General features: G+C 63.7%; 16 protein-coding genes. 5 read left to right on the top strand and 11 right to left on the bottom strand.

Features of this window, described 5'->3' with window-relative positions; genetic code table 11:
* Window positions 1-32: 32 nt before the first annotated feature.
* Window positions 33-836 (bottom strand): hypothetical protein, encoded by an 804-nt coding sequence (locus AX737_RS03825; protein WP_066919133.1) that lies wholly within the window; start codon window positions 834-836, stop codon window positions 33-35.
* Window positions 837-952: 116 nt separating this feature from the next.
* On the opposite strand from AX737_RS03825, the gene AX737_RS03820 reads away from it, so the two are divergent.
* Window positions 953-2,794 carry a class I SAM-dependent methyltransferase gene (locus tag AX737_RS03820; protein ID WP_066919131.1) on the top strand — a complete coding sequence of 614 codons (1,842 nt, stop codon included), beginning with the start codon at window positions 953-955 and terminating at the stop codon, window positions 2,792-2,794.
* Window positions 2,795-4,041: 1,247 nt separating this feature from the next.
* Window positions 4,042-4,446, top strand: a complete 405-nt coding sequence (locus tag AX737_RS03815; protein WP_066919129.1) for a MucR family transcriptional regulator — start codon at window positions 4,042-4,044, stop codon at window positions 4,444-4,446.
* A gap of 466 nt (window positions 4,447-4,912) precedes the next feature.
* Here AX737_RS03815 and AX737_RS03810 read toward each other — a convergent pair whose 3' ends face one another.
* The 4 genes from AX737_RS03810 to AX737_RS03795 all read right to left on the bottom strand — a co-directional run bounded on the left by AX737_RS03810 (window position 4,913) and on the right by AX737_RS03795 (window position 11,522).
* Window positions 4,913-6,160: a glycosyltransferase family 4 protein gene (locus AX737_RS03810; protein WP_066919141.1), complete on the bottom strand. Its 1,248-nt coding sequence runs from the start codon at window positions 6,158-6,160 to the stop codon at window positions 4,913-4,915.
* A gap of 92 nt (window positions 6,161-6,252) precedes the next feature.
* Window positions 6,253-7,800 carry an HlyD family type I secretion periplasmic adaptor subunit gene (locus tag AX737_RS03805; protein WP_066919128.1) on the bottom strand — a complete coding sequence of 516 codons (1,548 nt, stop codon included), beginning with the start codon at window positions 7,798-7,800 and terminating at the stop codon, window positions 6,253-6,255.
* Complete coding sequence (locus AX737_RS03800; protein WP_156453516.1) at window positions 7,797-10,019, bottom strand: type I secretion system permease/ATPase; 2,223 nt, start codon at window positions 10,017-10,019, stop codon at window positions 7,797-7,799. Before AX737_RS03800 ends, AX737_RS03805 begins: the two co-directional genes overlap by 4 nt.
* 231 nt (window positions 10,020-10,250) lie before the next feature.
* Window positions 10,251-11,522, bottom strand: a complete 1,272-nt coding sequence (locus AX737_RS03795) for a calcium-binding protein (protein WP_082772870.1) — start codon at window positions 11,520-11,522, stop codon at window positions 10,251-10,253.
* Window positions 11,523-11,973: 451 nt separating this feature from the next.
* Between AX737_RS03795 and AX737_RS32905 the strand changes: the two genes are divergently transcribed.
* The gene (locus tag AX737_RS32905) at window positions 11,974-13,161 is read left to right on the top strand and encodes a glycosyltransferase (RefSeq protein ID WP_156453515.1); all 1,188 of its coding nucleotides are present in this window, start codon (window positions 11,974-11,976) and stop codon (window positions 13,159-13,161) included.
* Between the two features lie 23 nt (window positions 13,162-13,184).
* Here the strand turns inward: AX737_RS32905 and AX737_RS31810 are convergent, their stop codons facing one another.
* From AX737_RS31810 to AX737_RS03790, 3 genes are all read right to left on the bottom strand, one after another.
* Window positions 13,185-14,147, bottom strand: a complete 963-nt coding sequence (locus AX737_RS31810) for a glycosyltransferase family 2 protein (protein WP_197430450.1) — start codon at window positions 14,145-14,147, stop codon at window positions 13,185-13,187.
* A gap of 87 nt (window positions 14,148-14,234) precedes the next feature.
* On the bottom strand, window positions 14,235-14,936 hold the full coding sequence (locus AX737_RS31805) for an FkbM family methyltransferase (protein WP_082772868.1): 702 nt from the start codon (window positions 14,934-14,936) through the stop codon (window positions 14,235-14,237).
* Between the two features lie 26 nt (window positions 14,937-14,962).
* Window positions 14,963-15,817, bottom strand: a complete 855-nt coding sequence (locus AX737_RS03790; RefSeq protein WP_066919124.1) for a hypothetical protein — start codon at window positions 15,815-15,817, stop codon at window positions 14,963-14,965.
* A 1,440-nt stretch (window positions 15,818-17,257) separates the two neighbouring features.
* On the opposite strand from AX737_RS03790, the gene AX737_RS03785 reads away from it, so the two are divergent.
* Window positions 17,258-18,490: a glycosyltransferase family 4 protein gene (locus tag AX737_RS03785; RefSeq protein WP_082772867.1), complete on the top strand. Its 1,233-nt coding sequence runs from the start codon at window positions 17,258-17,260 to the stop codon at window positions 18,488-18,490.
* 327 nt (window positions 18,491-18,817) lie between these two features.
* Here AX737_RS03785 and AX737_RS03780 read toward each other — a convergent pair whose 3' ends face one another.
* Complete coding sequence (locus tag AX737_RS03780) at window positions 18,818-19,687, bottom strand: hypothetical protein (protein WP_066919121.1); 870 nt, start codon at window positions 19,685-19,687, stop codon at window positions 18,818-18,820.
* A gap of 273 nt (window positions 19,688-19,960) precedes the next feature.
* Here AX737_RS03780 and AX737_RS03775 point away from each other — a divergent pair, with 273 nt between their 5' ends.
* Window positions 19,961-20,302, top strand: coding sequence for a hypothetical protein (locus AX737_RS03775; protein ID WP_066919119.1), 342 nt, complete (start codon window positions 19,961-19,963; stop codon window positions 20,300-20,302).
* A 48-nt stretch (window positions 20,303-20,350) separates the two neighbouring features.
* Here the strand turns inward: AX737_RS03775 and AX737_RS37765 are convergent, their stop codons facing one another.
* Both AX737_RS37765 and AX737_RS34070 read right to left on the bottom strand, forming a co-directional pair.
* Window positions 20,351-20,767, bottom strand: coding sequence for a DUF6634 family protein (locus AX737_RS37765; RefSeq protein ID WP_308445297.1), 417 nt, complete (start codon window positions 20,765-20,767; stop codon window positions 20,351-20,353).
* The coding region (locus AX737_RS34070; RefSeq protein WP_197430449.1) for a hypothetical protein at window positions 20,688-20,921 on the bottom strand (234 nt) is incomplete at its 5' end. The genes AX737_RS37765 and AX737_RS34070, both read right to left, overlap by 80 nt.

Raw genomic sequence — 20,921 nt, 5'->3', positions numbered from 1 at the left:
GCCTCTCGCGCCCGCGGAAGTGGGTGCTGAACTCAGGAGGCCGCGCGCGGCCGCATGACGAGCCAGGGTGTCGCGCCGGAGCGCCACTCCCACATGCTGAGCAGGCGGTCGAGATGCGTCGTCTGACCGAACCAGTCGGGTAGGGCAGGGGGCGTCAGGGTCTCGTCGATGCGCCGGACGCTGTGGCTCGGGCGGAAGCGGTCAGCGATCGCCTCGCACAAGCCAGGCTTGAACACGTCGTGGCACTCGACGAGGAGCGTCATGTCTCTGAGGGCGTGGTAGAGGTCGGGCCGCAGCAGCGCGTCCTCGCCACCCTCGATATCCACCACGACGAGGGTGCGGCGACCGCGGAACCGGGCGAAATCCTCGCCGCGGAACTCGCCGCCGACGGCGACGCGTTCGGCCACGCCATTGAGTGCAGCGAGTTCGCGCACGGCTGCCTGGGCCACCGGATTGATGTCATGCGCGTAGACCTGACACCCCGTGGCGCGCCGCGCGAGCCCGACCGCGTAATAGCCCTCCGCCGCGCCGATATCGATGATCGCGTCGAACGCCGATCCGGAGACCTCCGTGAGGAAGGGGTGAAGGGGGGCCTCGTAGCAGCCGAGCAGCTTCGCCGCGAGACAGCCCTCCGCGGCCTCCTGGCGGAACACCATGCCGGCGAAGGGACCGTTCTGGACCGTGAGGCCGTGCCGGGCGATGATCTCCCGCTCGATCAGTTTGGAGCGCCAGATCGCGAGCAGGCGCAGGGCACGGTTCAGGCCGGCCCCGGAGGTGAGAGTACCGTCCTGCACCATCGCCTTGACATGCCCGGCAATGACCTCATTCAGATCCATGTCGTTCGGTCCTTGTCGCGCGGTTCACGGCCCGCGGCGATCGGGTCTTAGCCTGGGACGGATCCCGAGCGACTGACAAGGGGCGTCGCGCCAGGGAGTTTGGATTGAGGCCGAGCATGGACGTCACCGGGGGCGATCGCGGCGATGGCGCGGAAGATCCGCAGACTGACGGGCCTCGGCTGGCCGTCCTGTTCTGGTTCTATCATGAGCCGGAGATCTGCGCCGCGCGGCTCCGGCACTTGAGAGCCCTGAACCCGGACACACCCATCTACGGACTCTTTGGTGGATCGCTCTCCGACGCGGCCGCGATCGCCGCGCAGCTCGGGACCCTGCTCGACGATCTCTATGTCTACGGTGAGGAGCGCGATCCTGTCTGGAAGCACCGCCACGGCGATCAGCTGATCGCCGCGTGGCACCGCGACCGGGGGCGCCAGCTCGTCTGGGATACGCTCGTCGTGGTGCAGTGGGACATGCTGGTGCTGCGCCCACTTGCTGAGCTCTTCGGCTCCCTTAGGACCGGGGAGGCTCTGTTCTCAGGCTTCCGTCCGGCGGCGGAGGTTGCCGACTGGTGGGGCTGGCTCAATCCCCGCAACCCGGAACGGGTCGTGGACCGGAACGCCTTCCAGAATTATCTGCGCGATCGGCAGGGTTACGAGGGCCCTCTATGGTGCTGCCTGTTCATCGTGGTCTGCCTGCCGCGGATCTTTCTCGATCGCTATGTCGAGGCGGGCCATCCGGAGATCGGATTCCTTGAGTACAAAATCCCGACCCTCGCGCGCGCCTTCGGAATCCCGATCCGCGAGGATCATCCTTTCAAACCGTGGTGGGCGGCCGACCCCCAGACGAAAGGCGCGCCGGACTCGGACCGGCTTTTAAACGCCGTCGGGGCCGACGTCCCCCGCGAGATCATCGAGGCCGAAGGCGCTGCCGGGCGCGGCGCGATCATCCATCCGTTCCGGCAGCACTTCCCGAGCGTCCCGGCCCGGACCCTGTTGGAAGGCGTTTTCCGCTGCCGGGTCTGCGACGGGCCGGCAGAGACTCGCCACGCTGCCCGAGAGATGATGTTCGGCCGCCGCGACCCTTTCACCTACCGGGAGTGCTCGGCCTGCGGGTGCCTGCAGATCGAGACGGTGCCGGAGAACCTCGCCGACTATTACGGTGAAGGCTATTATAGCTTCGGAGACCTCGACGCCGAGTTCGCCGACCCCGCCCTGCGGGGAGCCTACGGCGAGCGCGTGCGCGCGCTCCTGACGCTGCCCGAGGCGGAAGCCTTGGCGGTATCCCACGCCGACATGCGACGGCCGCTCCTCTCGTTGCGTCGCCTCGATCTCGCACGACGCCCGCGCATTCTCGATGTCGGCTGTGGCTCCGGGCGGCTGCTCTACCAGTTGCGGCTGGCTGGCTGGGATGCGGTCGAAGGTGTCGATCCCTTCCTGCCGCAGGACGTTGTCTACGCGAACGGGCTGGAAGTACGTCGGGCGGAGATCGGAGCGGCGGCGGGTCCCTACGACGTGATCATGCTCCATCACGTGTTCGAGCATCTGCCGGACCCTCTCGCCACATTGCGGGCCGTGCGGGGAAGACTCGCGCCAGGAGGACTCTGCCTGCTGCGGCTTCCGCTCGCGGATTCGGAGGCCTGCGAGACCTACGGCGTCGATTGGGTGCAGCTCGACGCGCCGCGGCACCTCTTCCTGCATACCAAGGCCAGCCTCGAGCGGCTGGCGGAACGGTCGGGGTTTCGCATCGCCGAGGTGGCCTACGATTCCTACGACCTGCAGTTCTGGGGCAGTGAGCAGTATCGGCGCGACATCCCATTGTTCGATCCCTGCTCCTACCGCTGGGGTCAGGGTGCCCCGCTGTTCACGCCCGAGGAGATTGACCGCTGGCGAGACCGCTCCGTTGCGTTGAACGCGGAGGGACGGGGTGACCAAGCCGCCTTCTATCTCGAGGCGGTCTGATCCGGGTCGGTCCGCCCGCGACCCGGCTGCCCCGGGATGTCGTGCAGGCGGGTGCGGCGCCTCTGCCGAGGGCGTACTCGGCGGGGTAGGTTGGAAGTTCAGCGACGCGTCCGAGCCCGGCGCCTCCTAAGCAGCGGTCGAGCCAAGCCTGCTGCTGGCCCCGGTCAAGCCCGAGATAGCCGGCCGAACGCAGCGGCCGGGGTTGGCCCTGGCCGGTACGATCCAGGTTACGCGCGCCCGGAAGCGGCGGAAGCGTGGCTTTGGTCCAGATTGACTGCAGCGTCAGGGCGAAGCGGGTGCGGTCGGGTGCGCGATAGGCGGCCGGAACCTCGCTGATTCGGCAGCGTGCGGTGCTGGAGCGACGCCTGGCCGTCGATCTGCTCGATCTTTCGCGCAACGCGCCCGTGGCAGCGCCCTAACCGCCGAGTGGCGGCGCGAAGACCGGAGCGAACCCGGGGAGGGAACTGTGCGAGCCTGAGCGAGCGCGACGCCGCGTCGTGGATACCGCTGGCCTGTCGCGCGCACCACGGCCGACGGCGCCGACAGCTGCGGTCTGGCGGCCACGCTCGACGCACTGACGGCCCGGGGGTGGACCGTTCGAACCCTCCGTCGGGCAGGTGGAGGCGCCGCTCGCCGACAAGGACCGCGAACAGGGCTTCAATAAAACTCCGCGGTCCGGCGGCAGCCATGATCGATGGGAGGACCGAGTACGCGGCCTTACTCCAAGGGATCGCCCGTCGTAGAAACGACCCTGGCATGGCTCGCCGGGTCTCGTTGCCTCGCCTCGCCATCGAGAGCGAGCAACGCGCGACCGCCCCCATCGCCTTCACCAACTCCGCCAGTGCAGTCGTCTGTTCAGCTCGGACGGGATCTGCACGTCCGGACAGAAGCCCTGGACGCCTTCGCCACCGCGGCCAGACCCATTGGCCCGCCCCGCGACGCCTCGGCCACTGTTGCCCCTCACCGAATGGCATAGTGCCAGGATGCAGGGAGCGGGAGCGATCACACCCGCCCCTCGCATGGGACTTCGCAGCATAGGATACTATTGACCGACGGCTTCAACTGGAAGTAGAAGCGTCGTCACGGGCAGATGCAGTCAATGCCCGCTTCCGACGAGGTCGCGTTCCCCGTCGCGACGATGCTCCGGTACGCCTTTGTGCACCCTGACGCGGGATTCAGGGGCCTTGCGCGCACCGTTAGGCTCTCGCGCAGCGCTTTGGCGGAGGCAGCCCGCCAAGGAGACGCCTGTGCACACGCAGCCCGAGACCCTTCGTTTCACCGCGCAGATCGTGGCGGCCTACGTCAAGCGCAACAGCGTGCCGGCTCAACAGCTGGCCGAAGTTCTGGCGAGTGTCCACCGCTCGCTGCGCGATCTGACGGGCGTTCAGGAGCCGAACCCGCGCAAGCCGACGCCGAGCGAGATCAAAGCCTCGGTTCGGGCAGACGCGATCATCAGCTTCGAGGACGGTAAGCCGTACAAGGCGCTTCGTCGTCACCTCACCACGCGCGGCCTGACCCCGGAGACGTACCGAGCCAAGTGGGGATTGCCGGTGGATTACCCGCTGGTCTCTTCCCATTACAGCGCGACGCGCTCGGGCATCTCCCGGGCGATCAGCATCAACCGGCGCGAGCGCTCCGAGGCCGCGGAATAGGCCCCCTCTGCGGACCTTCCTTGGTTTGCAGACCTTCCTTGGTCAAAGGCCGATCCGGATTGCCGTGCGGCCGTTGCCGGCGTCCGCAATCAAGGTTCGGACTGGCAATCGACCGTAATGCGCCGAAGCCTCTCTCAGGCCGGGGAGCGAGGCAGACCTGGTGAACTTGAAGGGCGAGCCCGCTGCTGACGGTGGTGTGACCGCTCGCAGAGGGCATGGGACCACCGTGTATTAGCAGATGCCGCCCGCTCCCGGGCGGCACGCTCAGACACATCGCGTCCCTCAGGGGCTTGGCGAACTTGAAGGGGGGCGCGGGGTCGAGCGCACCCTCGCCGGCCGGAACGATGGCCTGAATTTTGGCCGCGTCACAGAGCTCACCGCGTATGAGGCGCCTCACCTGCGTCGTCAGCCTCATGGTTTGATGGAAGCGACGAACCTGCTCGAGAGCGCAGCCGCAGATCCCCCTTCAGCCACGCGTGACGCTCGGAGCGCGACCTGCCGCCACCGCCTCGATCAACTGGATATGCTGGGGCAGGCAGACGCGCTTGAGGTCGTAGGCCTTAGCCGAGCGCCGCGCTGCCGCCCGCAGGTCGCGGTGGGCGTGCGGACGGGCGAGGGCGTCCACGGTGGCGTCGGCGATTTCCTGTGGAGAGAAGAAATCGACCAGGACGCCGTTCTCGCGGTGGCGCAGGACCTCCTCGACCGGCTGTGTCCGCGAACCGATCACCGCACAGCCCGCCGCCATCGCTTCGAGCAGAGACCAGGACAGCACGAATGGGTAGGTCAGGTAGACGTGCGCGGCCGAGACCTGCAGCAGGTTGAGAAAGATCGGGTAGGGGATCTGGCCAACGAAGTGGACCCGTGACAGGTCGAGGCGATCCTTCACCTCGTCGAGAAACATCTCCCGGTAGCTGCGGCCGTCCTTCGGTGCCGAGCCGTAGCTGACTCCGTTGCCGCCGACGAGGACGACCCGCGCCCTTGGCCGCCGGCGCAGGATCTCGGGCAGAGCCCGCATGAACATGTGGTAGCCACGATAGGGCTCGAGGTTTCGGTTGACGAAGGTGACGACCTCGTCGCCAGGCTTCAGGTTGACCCCGTCCCGGTTGAGCGAGATCGTGGCACGCGGGTTCGGCTTGATCAGGTCCGTGTCGATGCCGTCGTGGATGACGCTGAGCTTGTGCCGGTAGGTGGCGGGCACCTGCGCGCCCTGCCAGTGTGTCGGCGAGATCAGCCAGTCGGAATGCTCGAACGTCAGAAAGTTGTGCGCGTTCTTCAACCGGATCTTGAAGTGTGCGTCCTCGCCGACGAGCGGGAATTCGGGGTCGAAGCCGACGTCAGCGCCGGCGGCGCTGTAGTTGAACTCGATGAAACTGAGCTGCTTGGCATCCGGCCAGACATCTTTCAGCAGCAGGGTCTCACCCCAGCCCGGATGGGCCACGATGATGTCGGGCGCGAATCCCTCGGCCTTCAACCGCAGGCAGGCCCGCGCCGCTGCCTCCGCCCGGATCACCTTCGCCTCGAAATCCTCCGCCAAGGCGTGGATGCCCGGGGTCGATGTGCGCTTCAGGCCGTAGCGGACGTAGCGTATCCCCGGCATCTGAGGCCGTTCGGCCATGCCAAGTGCCACGACCTCGTTTCCGGGCATCTGCCCGAGGGCGGGCGCGATATGCCGGTACTGGCCGGGGAAGTTCTGGTGGACGAAGAGTACGCGCATGAAGTCAGTCTGGCGGCCGCCGCGATTGAGCACGGGCGGCAGCCAGGCTGCCGCCCTCTCTGGAATGGGAGAATCGACTGGCGGAAGAGCGATTAGCGCTCGTGGCCCGCCGTCGAGGTGGTCTCGGTGATGGGCGAGAGCACGTAATCGATCACCCGGCGGTTGCCGGTGTGAATCTCGACCTGGGCCGTCATGCCGGGGCTCAGGGCGACCGACTTGCCGTTCGCTACGATGTTGTTTTTCATCACCTCGATGGTGACGGGAAACACGAGGTTCTGCGTGCGCGGCGTGCCGGTGACCGTGTTGATGTTCTGGCTGCGGGCGAGCGCGAGCGCGTCGGTCGAGCCGCTGGCGTCGCGGTCGTCGATGGCGTCCCGGGAGACGCGCACGACACGGCCTTCGACGGTGCCGTAGCGGGTGAACGGGAAGGAATCGATCTTCACGATCACGTCCTGGCCCGGCACCACGAAGCCGATGTCCTTGTTGAGCACCAGTGCCTCGATCTCGATCGGTCCATCGGACGGTACGACGACGAGAAGCGGCTGTCCGGGCGTCACCACTTGGCCGATCGTGGTTACCGAAACCTGCTGCACGGTGCCGTCTATCGGCGCTTTGAGCTGGAGCCGGTCTTGGCGGAGCTGGGCCTTAACCACGTCCTGGCGGGCACTGTCGGCCTTCTGAGCTGCTTCGGTAAGGCCTTGTGCCTGCTTGGCGATTGTCTCGCTCGTGAGCTGTTCTCCCCGCCGTTCCAGCGATTTGGCGGCGGCCTGCGCCTCGACGAGCTGGCCCTTATCGTAGGCGAGGTCCGCGGCGACCTGCTCAACCTGTTGCAGGGCATCGATCAAAGCGGCGCGGGTGCCGGCGGCCTTCGCCACTAGGGTCTCCCGCATGGTGGCACGCTCGCGCAGCACGGAGAGCAGGCGCTCGCGGGCCGCGATGCTGGCATCGTAGCGCTGCTGGGTCGCGACCTTCTCAGCGAGCTGAGCGGTCAGCGACGCCTGAGTGGCGAAGTACTGATCGAGCTCGGCCGCCATCGCACCGCTCTCGCGGGCGCGGATCGCGGGCGAGATTGTGGTCGGGAAGTTCGGGACGGCGGTGCGCTTATTCTCCTGAAGCGCGGTGATCGTGGCTTGGCGGCGGACAATTTGTGCCTGCAGCGCCTCAAGCTCCGACTCGCGGGCCCGGAGCTCGGCCCTCGCCTCCGTCGGCTCGAGATCAATCAGAGGCGTGCCGGCCTTCACGACGTCGCCGTTGTGAACATGAATCGCCTGCACCTTCGCGGTCTCGAAGGGCTGGATCACCTTCGAACGTCCGCTCGGCTGGATTCGTGCGGAGGCGACCGCGTAGATGTCGAGGCTTGCGAGCACGCTCCAGAGCAGCGCCGCACCGAACATCGCACAAATCACCCAGGTGAAAACCATCGCGTAAGGCGAGGGGGGCGTGTCGAGGATCTCCAGATGCGCCGGCAGAAACTCGTGATTCTCGCGGTTGGTCGCGAGCGCCCGCACGCGCTCGGTAAGGGCGCGGGTCGACAGCGCGCGCGGGCGCAGGGCAGGCAGGCGGCTGCCGGGAGCCGCGCTGGGGACCCCATTTGGGGAGGCAGGGGCGGGCAACGAGGGGGCGTCGGGCTTCGCGCTCATGCGGCGGCGTCCTGGTCGGAGTCGTGATGGGATTGCAGGCGCCAGAGTCGACCGTAGAGGCTCGACGGGTGGGCGAGCAGCTCACGGTGCGTGCCGTCCTCGACGATACGCCCATCCTTCATCGCGATGATACGGTCACAAGTGCGCACGGCGGCGAGACGGTGGGCGATGATGACCACCGTGCGGCCCTGGACGATGTGCTTCATGTTCTCCTGGATGATGCGCTCGCTCTCGTAATCGAGGGCCGAGGTCGCCTCGTCGAGGATGAGGATGCGCGGATTGACGGCGAGCGCGCGCGCGATGGCGAGGCGCTGGCGCTGCCCGCCCGAGAGGTTGGCGCCGCGCTCCTCGATCGGCGTGTCGTAACCGCGCGGCATCTTGTTGATGAACTCGTCGGCTCCCGCGAGTCGGGCAACCTGGATGACCTGGGCGCGCGAAAGCGCCGGGTTCCCGAGCGCGATGTTGTCGTGCACCGTCTTGTTGAAGAGCAGATTCTCCTGCAGCACGACGCCGATCTGGCGGCGCAGCCAGGTTGGGTCGACCTGCGCGATGTCGATCCCGTCGACGAGCACCTGCCCCTTCTCGGGCACATAGAGGCGCTGCAGCAGCTTCGTGAAGGTCGATTTTCCCGAGCCCGAGGGACCGACGATCCCGATGACCTGGCCGGCCGGGATCTCGATCGAAACGTCCTTCAGCACCTCGGGCGCGCCCGGCTGGTAGCGGAACACCACGTTGCGCACCGCGAGGTGACCCTTCGCGGGCGGCAGGTGCGCCTGGCCCATGGCCGTGCTCTCGACCGGGTGGTTCAGGACGTCTCCGAGCCGCTCGATCGAGACCTTGGTCTGCTGGAAGCTCTGCCAGAGCTGGGAAAGGCGCAGGATCGGCTGGGTGACCTGGCCCATAATCATGTTGAACGCGACCAGCGCGCCCACCGTCATGTCACCGCTCATCACCGCGTAGGCCCCGAAGAAGAGGACCATCGCGGTGGTGAAGGTGTTGATGTACTGAATGATGTTCTGAGCCAGAGTGCCCAGCATGCCCGTGGTGAAGGAGGTCTTCACGTAGGAGGCCAGTCGGTCCTCCCACTGATTGCGCAGCACCGGTTCAACCGCCATTGCCTTGATGGTGTGCACGCCGACGATTGACTCGATGAGAAACTGACTCGACAGCGCGTTTCGGTTGAACATCTCCAGCACCTGCTCGCGGAAGATCGGTTGCATCAGCAGCACGACCAGCATGTAGCAGGGGATGGAGAGCGACACGATGATGCCGAGCGGCACGGAGTACATGTAGAGGATGACGAGGAAGATCAGCGTGAACGGGATGTCGATCGCCGCCGTCAGGGCCTGACCAGTCAGGAAGGCGCGGATTTGCTCCAACTCACGCACGCGTGCAACGGTCTGACCGGCGGGCCGGGTCTCGAAATAGCCTAGCGGTAGCCGCAGCATGTGCTCGAAGAGCCGAGCGCCAAGCTCAACGTCGATTCGGCTCGTCGTGTGAGTGAGGATGTACTGCCGCAGGTACTGCAGCACGACGTTGAACAGGCCGATGCCCACCATCCCGAGCGTGACCATCGTCAGGGTGGCGTAACCCTTGTGGGCCAGCACCTTGTCGATGATGATCTGGAACAGCATCGGCGTGACGAGGGCGCAGAGCTGCACGAACAGCGAGGCGAGCAGCACGGTGCCGAGCGGTTTGCGATAGCGCCAGATCGAGGGCACGAACCAGGTCAGCCCGAAATGGGCGGCGATTTTCTGCACACTCAGCCGGCGCGCCACCAGGATGATGGTACCGTTCCAGAGCTTCTCGACCTCAGCGCGGTCGATGTGCTCGGCGGTGCGCGCACCGGGTTCGATCACACGCATCTTGCCGTCGTCGAAGCGGCGGCCGATCAGCCGAAAGGTGCCGTCCTGGTACTGGATGATGCAGGGATAGGGCACCTTATCCAGCCGCTCGGGCTTCTGGTTGCGCAACAGGCGGCCCTTTAGACCGATCTTGCGCGCTCCACGTGTGACATCGACCGCGCTCGCGAATTGGGTGCCGAGGCCGAGTTCGTGCGCCACCTGCGCAGGTTCGCAGGTAACCTGATGGAACGAGGCCACCAGGGCGAGGGCGGCGAGGCCCGTATCGACCTTGGGCGGTGGCGGCGGCGCGCCGGCCGAACCCTGGGCCTGAGGCGCCGCGACCTGTGCGGTCGCCTGAGTTCCTGACGCCATCATTCTCCCCTTCGGCGCGGACTCGCGCCCCTGCGGGGACGCGCGCGAAATTCATACAGGATCATGGGCCCCCGCGGCGATCACATCCTCAGGGTCCGGCATTTCTCCGGTGACAAGCGCCCATGATCGGCAAATGCGGCGGGAGCATGCCGCCTGTGCCGTGCACGGCCGCTCGCCAACGAGAAAGGCCGCCCCTCGCGGGGCGGCCTCCTTCGTCTTACTGAAGATCGCGACTTAGGCGAGCGTGCTGAAGCCCGCCGGGACTGCGGTCACGATGTCGGAGGCCGCGAAGCCGTTCACCGAGTTCACACCCGTGAGGGTGACGACGCCGTTGGTGCTGGTGGCACCGTTCAGCACCAAGTAGCCGTTGGTGGCGCCAGCGACGAACGTGTAGTCACGGTTGCCGTTGGCGGTGTTCTGGTTCTGCGCGGCCGTGAGGGCGGCAGCGGCAGTCGTCACGCTCGCGTCAGCGAACTCACGGTAGTTACCGCTGTTGGCGGCGGTGGCAGCGACGATGCTGTCCGAACCGCTAACGAAACCAGCAACCGTGTCGAGGCCAAGCGTGGTCACGGTGCCGCTGAAGTTGTAGGCATCACGACCCAGATCACCCGACAGGAAATCGTTGCCCGTGCCGCCGGTGATGTAGTCATTGCCCTGACCACCGAAGATGGTGGTCGCAGCGGAACCGGCCGCGGCAGTCAGCGTATCGCTGCCCATGTTGCCGAAGACGTACCCACCGCCCGAGGAGGACACGACGTCGTTGCCCTGGCCGCCGAAGATCGACGCGGCGGTACCAGTGGCCGTGATGCTGTCGTTGCCATCGTTACCGAAGATCAGAGCGTTGCTGCCGCCCGACGTGATGGTGTCGAAGCCGGCGCCGCCAAAGATCGAGGCGGAGCTGTTGTCCACCGTGAGGACGTCGTTACCCTCGTCGCCCGAGAAGTAGCCGCCGACGATAGTGCTCGTGCCACCGGTGATCACGTCATCGCCCTGACCGCCGAACACGGTCGAACCGGCCGCCGTGGCAGCGATGGTGTCGAGGCCGATGTTGCCGAACAGCACGCTGCCGACGGTATCCGTCGAACCGGTGATCACGTCGTTGCCCTGACCGCCGAAGATGGTCACGTTGACGTTACCGCTACCGGCCGAAAGGATATCAGCACCAGCGTTGCCGAAGATCAGGTCCGAGCCAGTGGCAGTGAAGGTGTCCGCCCCGCCGCCGAGCAGCACGAAGTCTGCACCGGCCGTACCGGCGATGGTCTCACCGGCATCCGTACCGATGATGATCCGCGAGCCGCCGCCGAAGGAGTTGTTGGTAGCGTTGAACTGGCTGAGCGAAAAATTGCCCAGCGTCGCGGTGTTCGTGCCGTCCGAAACGACCACATTGCCGCCAGACTGAGCCACAGACAGCCGAGCAGCGGTGGAGGTACCAACAATGGTGTCGCTAGCAGGGCTGAAATTGGGAACGTTCGGGCTATTGTTGAGCGAGTACTGAGTGTTCGCCATTGCCTTCAAGGCCTCCGAGAAATTCACACGAGGACGCGTATCTAGCCATCGGCGACTAGCCCCGCCGTTCAGATCGGAGGCAGTCTGTCCGTTTAGACGCCGATGGGGACCACACGTCCCTAGGGCGACGCTTCTAAGCGGTGCGACGGGGGGTGGCAATACGAAATAGCGTATGGAAAATGGGCTTCGGTTGTTCGTTCGGTGCCTGTGACCGAGCGGGCACACCCTCTATTGTCGCGTCACCGGGTGAGACTGAGTCTGGTATGTTGAGGCTTATGTGATGTCAAATTTATGGTCGGATCTTGCAGGCATTACGTTTCTACGACAAACCCTACCTCTCCAAAGGACCATCACTTATCGTTCGAGGGCAGTCAATGTTTGAGCGCGGATCGCTTATAGCGCGCCTGCTGTCGCAGTAAGGTTTCGATGTGCCTCTGATGAGGAATGATCCATGATCAGCAGAATTATCATCGTTGATGCAGCTGTGCGGGACGCTTATGGTCATTTTGCGATTTATACGGAAGGATTGTACTTGGCCGCATTGGAGCGAGGGTTCGCCGTTCGATGCGCCGTCAGTAGAGCTTGCGATAATGTTGCGGATCGGTTTGGCGGTGAGAAGATTCTCAATTTTCCTGCTTGGGGGAATGCTTCTCTAGCAAGATTCACTTACGCCGGTAATTGGGTGAATTGCGGAGTTGTGGCTTCGGAGGGATATGCAAGGCTCCAAGATTTCGACTTAACCCCTAACGATCTTCTACTCGTGCATAGCATCCAACCGCATGAACTGTTCGGCCTGGGCGTTTGGTACAAATCCGTCCCTCAGAATTTGAGGCCCAGGATGTCAATTGGGCTGCACACAGATGCAGAAATGTATGCCGGCGATGAAGATCGAGATCTGGTTAATATATTATATGCAAAAAGTCTCAGCATTTTCAAGGAGTTTGTTGAGAGCGGATCTGTCGAGCTGAATTCCACCAACGACCGTTTGTCGGAATATATGACCGGGCTTGCGGGGTGCCGCGTTAGAACCGCCCCGCTAATTGTCCCTACGGACGATTTTCCCCATAGGACAATCAAAACAAGCTGTACGACTAAAAGGTTTCTTTACTCAGGCAGTTCCTCTGAAAAAGGAATCAACACGATATACGAACTGTGCTTGTTACTCCGAAGCAACCCGCTTCATAACACTCAATTAATCGTACACATATCGCAAAAAAATGTCGCACAGCAATTTGAGCAAGCTATTGGAAAAGTCTCTGGAGTCGAAATTATATCGGGCAGTCTGTCTAGAAAAGATTACGCGAACCTGTTTGTGTCAGCTGACGCGATTCTGCTGCCATATGCTTTGGCCGCATATGCTCGACGCGCTTCTGGAATGTTATCAGAAGCGTTGAGTTTAGGTATACCCGCGATTGTAACGCCTGATACTCCCATGTCGGACGAGTTGATTAATAATGGTTTGCCGGGGCGCATATTGACATCTGTAACCCCGCATGCTGTGCGAGTAGCTATGAATGAATTATCCTTAGATTTTGATATTAGATCTCGGATTGCAAATAATAACAAGTACTATTTCGCAGAAAAACTGACAGCAAATCGATATCTTTCCGAAGTTATTTCATCTTTTAAGAGTAAGTAAGTGCGCTTTTCGTCGATTATGAATCATGTTTTAGCTAGCTGATTGAATTCTGACACTATCCGATAGGTCCAGGCAGAAAAATCAGTGTCTGATACTGGTGGTGTGTCCGGCGAAATGAATGAGAGGGCATACTCTTCAAGTAGACTCCATGTTCTTGAGTAACGACTTTTTGGCTTTGCTTCCTCCCAATGACGACGGAATGTGCCAGCGAGGGCCTTTTGATCATTGATCCCTAAGCGGAAGCCGGAGAGATAAGAAGCAAGTATCGGAGCTTTGAACGGTGAGGATTCGTCTAGAATGTGAGCGATCACTTTAGTCCTGATTCCGAAATCAAATTTCGATCGACGTGAAAGCCCCGTTACGGTCAGCTGCGTATCAGATTGCCGATATCGCATTCCTATAAACGGTAGATTGCATCCCTGCTTTCCAGAGATGAACAACCGTGCCCAAAGGTCATAATCTTCAGAAGCAGAAGCTGGATCGTAATAAAATTCTGCTCCTGCTCTCTGTCGATCTATCATCATCGAACTGTGCCCAAAGCAGCAGCGCGAGGCAAGCGTTACAAAACACTCATCTGGTTCGATGGGTTGTTCGACCAAGCTATTGTTCGATCCAAAGTGTTCATAGTTCGTTCCACAGAAGGCAATGTCGGGGTGGGCCTCCAGGAACTCTGCTTGCTGTGATAGCCTATCATTTATACATAAATCATCGGCGTCAAGCCGCGCAATATATTTGCCTCGTGCTAATAATATGCCGCAATTGAGAGCTGTTGATATGCCTCTGTTATGTGCGGAGCGAGCATAAATTGTCTTCAAACCGCCGACAGCTTTCGAAGCATATTCCTCCTGCGGACGGGTCGATCCATCATCAACAACAATAAGCTCTAGCTCGGATGTTGAGAACTGTGTGATTGACCTAATTGACTCCTCTATCCATTCTTCAGCATTATAAGCCGGCATGACAATTGATATTAATGGAAGAGCCATTCCTTGTATGCTCCATTTCGAAGTAGAGAGAAGGTGCATTTTTCAGTTCATGATCGAAAAAATGTTCTCTCCAATGTGTACAAAGTCTCAATCCAATTGTGATATTGTCCGAATGAAATTTCGGGATGTCGATTTTCTAGGCAGAAGCCAGTCATGTAGCTCAATGATTACCAGAGGGGTACGTTCCATCCAATTGGTATTCTTAGAGAAAACCTCGTCCTCTCCCCCCTCTATGTCGATTTTGACGATGAAAGGCTCGAAATTGATTCCTTTTCCTTTCAAAATATCGGGAATCGAAATGCCTTTGATTTTGCTTACTGCTGATGAGCCGCCTAGCTTGGATCCTTTTTCAAGCGAGATCGTTCGGTATCCCCACTGCTTTTCGCCAGGGTCGATTAGGAGTAATTCGGTGGACTCCGAGGACAATGCTCGATTAAGACACTCAATATTGTCTGCCTGAGAAGAGTTGACTTGCAGTAAATTGAAGTTACTCTCCTCAGGCTCTATTGCAACTACGAAGCTCTCAGGAAAGTTGGTGGAAAAGAATAGAGAGCTCGCTCCGATATTCGCTCCCGCATCTATTATCAATGGCGTGCGCCCCTTCTGGAGGGTATTCTCATAATATCGCCTTATATCACTGTGCCTTTGCAATCTACGTAAATCATAGTCCCTACTACCCCAAATCTGATTTATTACATCCCGATCGCTTGACTCAGATCGGTAATTTATCGCGATATCTGTTCCGTTCTCGAACTTTATTAGAACTTGCTCTAGATTTTTTTGCGACATCTGAAAATCAATCCTAAAGTTAGGAATTATGCATTGCGACCCAGCGCCGAGTACCGCTTGTCCAGGTGCTCGACCTCCAGAAAATCCATATCCCGCCCGTAGCCTTTGTAGACCGCGAACGATTTCAGCAGCGTCAGGGCCGCGGTGCTCTCGAGCGGGCTGACGAAGCTGACATCCTCGTCGCCCCAGTACGGCTGACCCATGGCGTAGCGCAACTGCTCCTGGGTGAAGACGTGGAAGCCCGAATGCGGGTTGCGGGTGCGCTCGAACGCGACCGGTCGACCCAGCACCCGGGCCTGCAGGAAGCGCTCGTCCGGCAGCTTCTGCCACCAGGGGTCGGTGAGACGGGACACGAGGTCGCCGTCGATGAAGGTCTTGGGTGCCGGCCCCTGCATGTTCCACTCGTAGCGGTTGGGCAGGAGCACGCGGCGGTAGCCGAAGGTCTCGGCGAACCAGAGCTGCTTGTCGAGGAAGGCGGGGTCGCGCGGCAGCAGGTCGTCCTCGCTGTAGACGAACAGGTCGAAGCGGCGGGCGTGCTCGGCGAAGATCCGGTGGGCCTGGAAGCCCATCATCCGGGCGTCCTCCAGCGTCACCTCGACGTGGTTGATGCTGCAACCACGGCAGAACTCAGCGTCGAGCAGGTGATTCCCGCCGGTCGTGATCGCGAACAGCGCGAGCTCGGTGACCTTCGCCTCGATCCGCTCGTAGCGCCGCTTCTCGATGTTGAGCACCGACTGATGCGTGGCGTAGGCGAAACGCCACGCCGAGAACACGCTTCGGATCGCCTGCTTCCGCAGCTCTGGGAAGCGGCCGTCGCTGTAGGCGTGCGAGGAATCCGCTGTCGCTTGATAAAAATGGGGGATCGCGACGAGGACGCGCATGCGGGCTTCCCGGTTCCGTTGAGGCCAGCCCAGACTGGGCGCGGCATATCCTTGAGCCCATAGCATTCTGCCCGGCGCACCGTCGATCGTGGATGGAATCGGCGGATTCCCGGCGGCCTCGTCCTGTCTACGTGTCCGGTCGCTGGGGCGGAGAGGAGCGCCGCCCGAAGAGTAAAAGGCGAAGAACAGCTCGACGGGCCACTTGCGCCAGGGCTCACCTGCACGATCCGGAAGCAAGCCATATCGCCGGCGATCGGCCTGTCCGCGTTCGAGACGGCACATGCGCCGGTCGGGGAAGCGGGCTGATTGATTCGGCTTTCGCAGTCAGCTCCTCTCTGGCTACCTGTGCATGCGCGAGCGCCGACGGCCGTGCGGAGGGGATATGGCACCTTGAGGTGCGCAGCAACTTCTCTAAGGGGTCAGGCCGTTAGGATAAGCAGGATTGGTTAAGCCAAGCGCCCTATGGTCGAGCCCAAACGGGGCACCACGGTCTTGCGCTACCCTCAACGCGTCGCACTCTCCGGCAGTCTGTCCATCCTGGTCGTCGGCGCGCTGAGCGCTGTCGCCCTCGAAAGGGGCCGGAAGCGGCAAGATCGCGTCGCGTTCAGCGGATCAGCGGCTTCTCTCCGCGAGGTCGAGACCACGACCTCGATCGTCCCTAGGGACGGGACAGGGGCCTCGTCGCACAAGCGCGGGCGTTTGGATCGCCAGAGGCGGAAGACCTTGTCGCGTCAGCTCGGTTCCGCCGGGCGCCGAAGGGCTGCTGATGTATCTCAAGGCGCATTCCCATAATGACTGAGGATGCCCTTCACCGCCTCCGTCTCTCGATCCTGCAGCGTGCGCTGTGACCTGGTTCCCCGATCCGATGCTCTGCCGGCCGATGACGACAGGGTTGCTGGCGTCGAGGGAGCGCCTGACGCCGCCGAGCCTTACCGGCGGCCGGAGAAGGCCGACGCAAGCGCGACCGTGATCAGATGCAGGTTGCCCATCGAACTCGGACCGCCGCCGCCATGAGTACAGCTCACGACACACGGCTTCGGCTGCTACACGCGGCAGGGCGTTGCAGCGAGGATGACCCATGTGGGTTCCGGGATGCCCTTTGGCCGCAATGTACGCCCTGAGGAGAGTTCGACGGCATGATGGAGTGAGGCTCGGCCGCCGACGCCGGCATCCTCGTTCGGCCGGCGCCGACAAGGAGCCGGACCCGAGCGGCCTACGGGATCGCGAGGCCTGGAGAAGCGCTGTCTGGGAAGAGGAGCGGGAGGCTCTGCAGGTGGCAAGGTAGGATCGGGCGTTTCATGAGTCGGCTTCGACCGCGACGTGGCTCTCCGAGGACGGAGCGATGGACCCCTTCGGCGAGGAGCGCTCCGTTTCTCCGTCTGACTGGCGAGTGGCTGAGCCTCGAGCGGGGCATGGGATCGTGAGGAGGCGTGTCCGACGATGAGCTCTCAAACCGCGGAAGACGCTGCCGAATTGCGAGTGCTCGTGGTCGACGACCGGGTACCGCACCCGATGCTTGGGGCGGGCAGCCCCCGATGCCGTTCCATCGTGGAAGCCCTCTCAAAAGCCGGCGCTGCGGTGACGTTCTTCCCGACCCTCGTCGCGAACGCTCCCCGGGCCGGCCTGCCGTTCGCCGACGGGGTGACGGTGCATGAGGGCCTCGTCGGCGAGAACCTCATCGAGCGACTGCGAGCCTGCATCGCGACAACCCGACCGGACGTCCTCTTCGTCAGCCGTCCGCACAACATGCAGACAATCCGGGCCGCGCTCCCGACCGAGCCCGGCACCGCGGGTCCTCGGATCGTCTACGACGCCGAGGCGATCTTCTGCCAGCGCAAGATTCGGAAGGGACAGTTCTACCCGCAGGTGATGAACGGGCTCGATCCCGACACGCTGCTCGCGGAGGAGGTCGCGCTCACCAGAGCGGCCGATCTGGTCCTCAGCGTATCCGAGAGCGAGGCGGATCTGTTCCGGCACCACGGGGTCGAGGCGGCCGTGCTCGGCCACTGCCTCAGGCCCCGCCAGCGCGTCCCGTCCGTGAAGGGCCGCGCCGATTTCCTGTTCGTGGGCGAGCGGGCCGATTGGACGTCGCCCAACACGGACTCCGTCCTTTGGTTCATCGATGAGGTCTTCCCGCGGGTCCGAGCGGCTCTGCCAGATGCTCGCCTGCATCTTGCGGGGCATCTCGCGAGCGAGGCAGTGCGGCGGAGGCTCTCCGACGTGGTCGAGTCGCACGGCGAAGTCCCGGATCTGCGCCCGCTCTACGATCGGGCTCGCGTCTTCGTCGCGCCGACACAGTTCGCCGCCGGCGTCCCCTACAAGGTGATCGATGCGACCGCGAACGGACTGCCATGCGTGCTCACAGATCTGCTGCTCAGCCAGATGGGTTGGACGCATGAGCGCGAGGCACTGAGTGCCTCGGAGCCGGACGCGTTCGCTCGACGCTGTATCCGGATGTATAGGGACGACCGCCTGTGGCTCGGTCTTCGAGCCGCTGCCGTCGCCGACATCGAGCGCACATGCTCCGAGGAGGTGTTCAACCTCGCGATCAGCAACGCCCTCCGCGAGGTGCGGTCACCGATATCCCACCGCGGCTCCGATCTCTCTGGCGATCGAGTCGAACAACGTGACGGAGCGGGCGCGACGGAGAGGCCGCTATCGTCAGGGCACTGAGACACTGCGCTGCCGTATCGGCCCGTCCGTTCCTCCAGGATCGCCTTCTCGAAGGCGCCGCTCGCCGGACTGCGCTGATGGCGCCACGGCAGGCGTGAACAGGATCCTGCACCTTTGCGGTTGCCAAGTCCGCGGCGAACGATGGCAGATGCACGCTGCGCCGCCCCTGTACCCACATTCAATGCCTAGACGGCTGATCAGTTGAAACTGAACTCAGACCTGTCGCTGGCTCGGCCCCTTTTGATCGGGAAGGCTCTCGTGCTTCACGCAGAGTCATCGCACTCGAACCGTTGCCCGTGCTGCCGTGCCGGTACGGGACGGGTGCTTTCAAGGACGACCAAGGATCTGGGCAGCGTCGCTTCGGAGGTCGTCCGGGAGGTTCACGTCGGGGTTGTGGCGGATCCGTCCGCGCGGCCCGGCCGTGTCCCGGATGTACAGCGGCTTGCCGGGCCGGGTCCGGTACTCGATGATCTGGTCGAGGCGGTCGCCCTCGGCCAGGATGCCGCGCTCCCCCAGCAGCCGCGCGAGCGCGCCGCGCTCCATCGAGCGACCGGCCTCCTCCAGCAGCAGGTAGAGCGCCGCGCCGATGCGGTCTGTGCGCCTGACCTGCTCGCGCCGGCTCAGCGGCGAGCGGGCGGAGCGGGCGGCCACCGGTCGGGCGACGCAGGCCCGCGCGTCCCGCGGTGCCGGGTCTGCCGGAACGCCGTCAGCTCCGACAGCGTCCACGATCCCATCTTTCGCCACACCCTCCGGGACATCCTCCGGAGCATCGGCGCGGCAGGCGGGCGCGCGCTCCGGGCCCGGGGGCTGCGAGCGCGGCTCCGAACTCAGCAGCTCCGAGCTCGGATGCTGCGCGGCCGGATCGGTCCCCTGCGCCTCCACGACCTCCACGACCTGCGACGCGAGGCGGCCAAGATCGGCGCGCAGGGCATCGATCTCGGCCTGCATCGCGTCGACCCGCAAAAGCACGGAGGCCTCGAGACCGTCTCGCGCGCTGGCAGGGGGGGGCACCGGTGCGAGTTCGGTCGCTGGCCCGGTGGCCTCGCCCGCGAGGTAAGCCTCGCAGGCTTCGAGGATCAGCGCGTTGATGCTCTGCCCCCGCCCGGCAGCGGCCGCTCTCAGGCGCTCGTGCAGCGCGAGCGTCAGATAGACGAGCTTCGTGCTGTCCTGCCGCTCCGGCGTCCGTCGCCCGCGCATGTCATCCCCTCCGACCTCGGCAGCAAAGCAATATCATATTGCGAGACGATATCAAACGATGCGCTGCCCCGCTGCCTCGGCGCCCGCTGCGGGGGGACGCGGCCAGGAACCGGCGCGAACCGGGCGCGGGTTTCCGATGGCCTCTGGCGCCGCTCCGGCCTTGTGCGTCACCGCCCGGCGGCCGGTCTGAGGCTCGGCGGTTTGGGCTTCAGCTCTCCTAGCCAGCACTACATTGTGATACACATGGTTCGCCCCCTCGTACCCGGTGCAGCTTTGGCCCAGCGACCCCGCCGATCCGAGCTGCTCTCGTTCCGCCTGACCAAGGACGAGGATGTCCGCCTGCGCCAGATGGCGGCGGCCGGGATCGGCCCGACCGAGGTTGCCCGCTATGCGGTCCTGTCACTTCTGGCCGGGCGCCGGATCTCGGCCTACCGGCGTGGGCGGGACGCGATGACCCGGACGCTGGCCGAGCTGCACGTGGCGACCATCGGGCTCTCGGAAGCGGTCCAGGCCCGGCCGGATCTCGACGCGGCCGGGCTTCGCCCGGCCATCGACGCGCTCGTCGCGGCGGCCCTGCGGGTCGGCGAGCGGGCTGATCGCGAGGGCGGGCCGTGATCGGCCAGATCGTCGCCCACGGCCGGACCGCGCAGGACCGGCGCAACCTCAACATCCACCTCTGGAAGACCGCCGGACAGGTCCCGACTTGGCACGTTCGCGTCCATCGTCACGGGGACGACCGACCCGCTCTGCCGCGTTCCTGGCGCCCCGCCGCCCGATGGACCGGCGGAGCCCTCGGTGCGGCGGCCGGGACCAAGCGGTGGGGAGCCCGCGCTCGAGCCGGATGAGATCGCTTAAGTCCCGTTCGGGCCCGAGCCGGTACCACCGGCTGCTGGTCCTCGCCCAGCCCAGCACCGGGTCGAGCGCCAGCAGGCGCGATGTGGCGATTGTGCGCCGTCCGGGCAGGCACGGATGGCCTTCGACACGCCCGACGAGCACGGGCTCACGGGCTGGTACGGTCCCGCGCTGCCAGCCGGAGAGCACTCGGCTCCGTCGTCTGCGCGCCGGGCGCGCCGGGCTCATCGTCCTGATCGTGCCGGATACGCGGTGGATCGAGCCGGTTGAGGCCGTCCTGTTCCGCGATGCCGTCAACAGCCGGGTCTTCGCCGTGAAGACGGAGCGCGTTCGCGACCGCGACGGCAGGGCCGGCGATATCGCCGCCGCCCTGCGTCACGGG

Origin of the sequence: Methylobacterium sp. CCH5-D2 (assembly GCF_001556475.1) — a bacterium.
GTDB lineage: Bacteria > Pseudomonadota > Alphaproteobacteria > Rhizobiales > Beijerinckiaceae > Methylobacterium > Methylobacterium hispanicum.
Note: the sequence above shows the minus strand (reverse complement) of the source record. Positions and strands in the feature narration are given on the sequence as shown.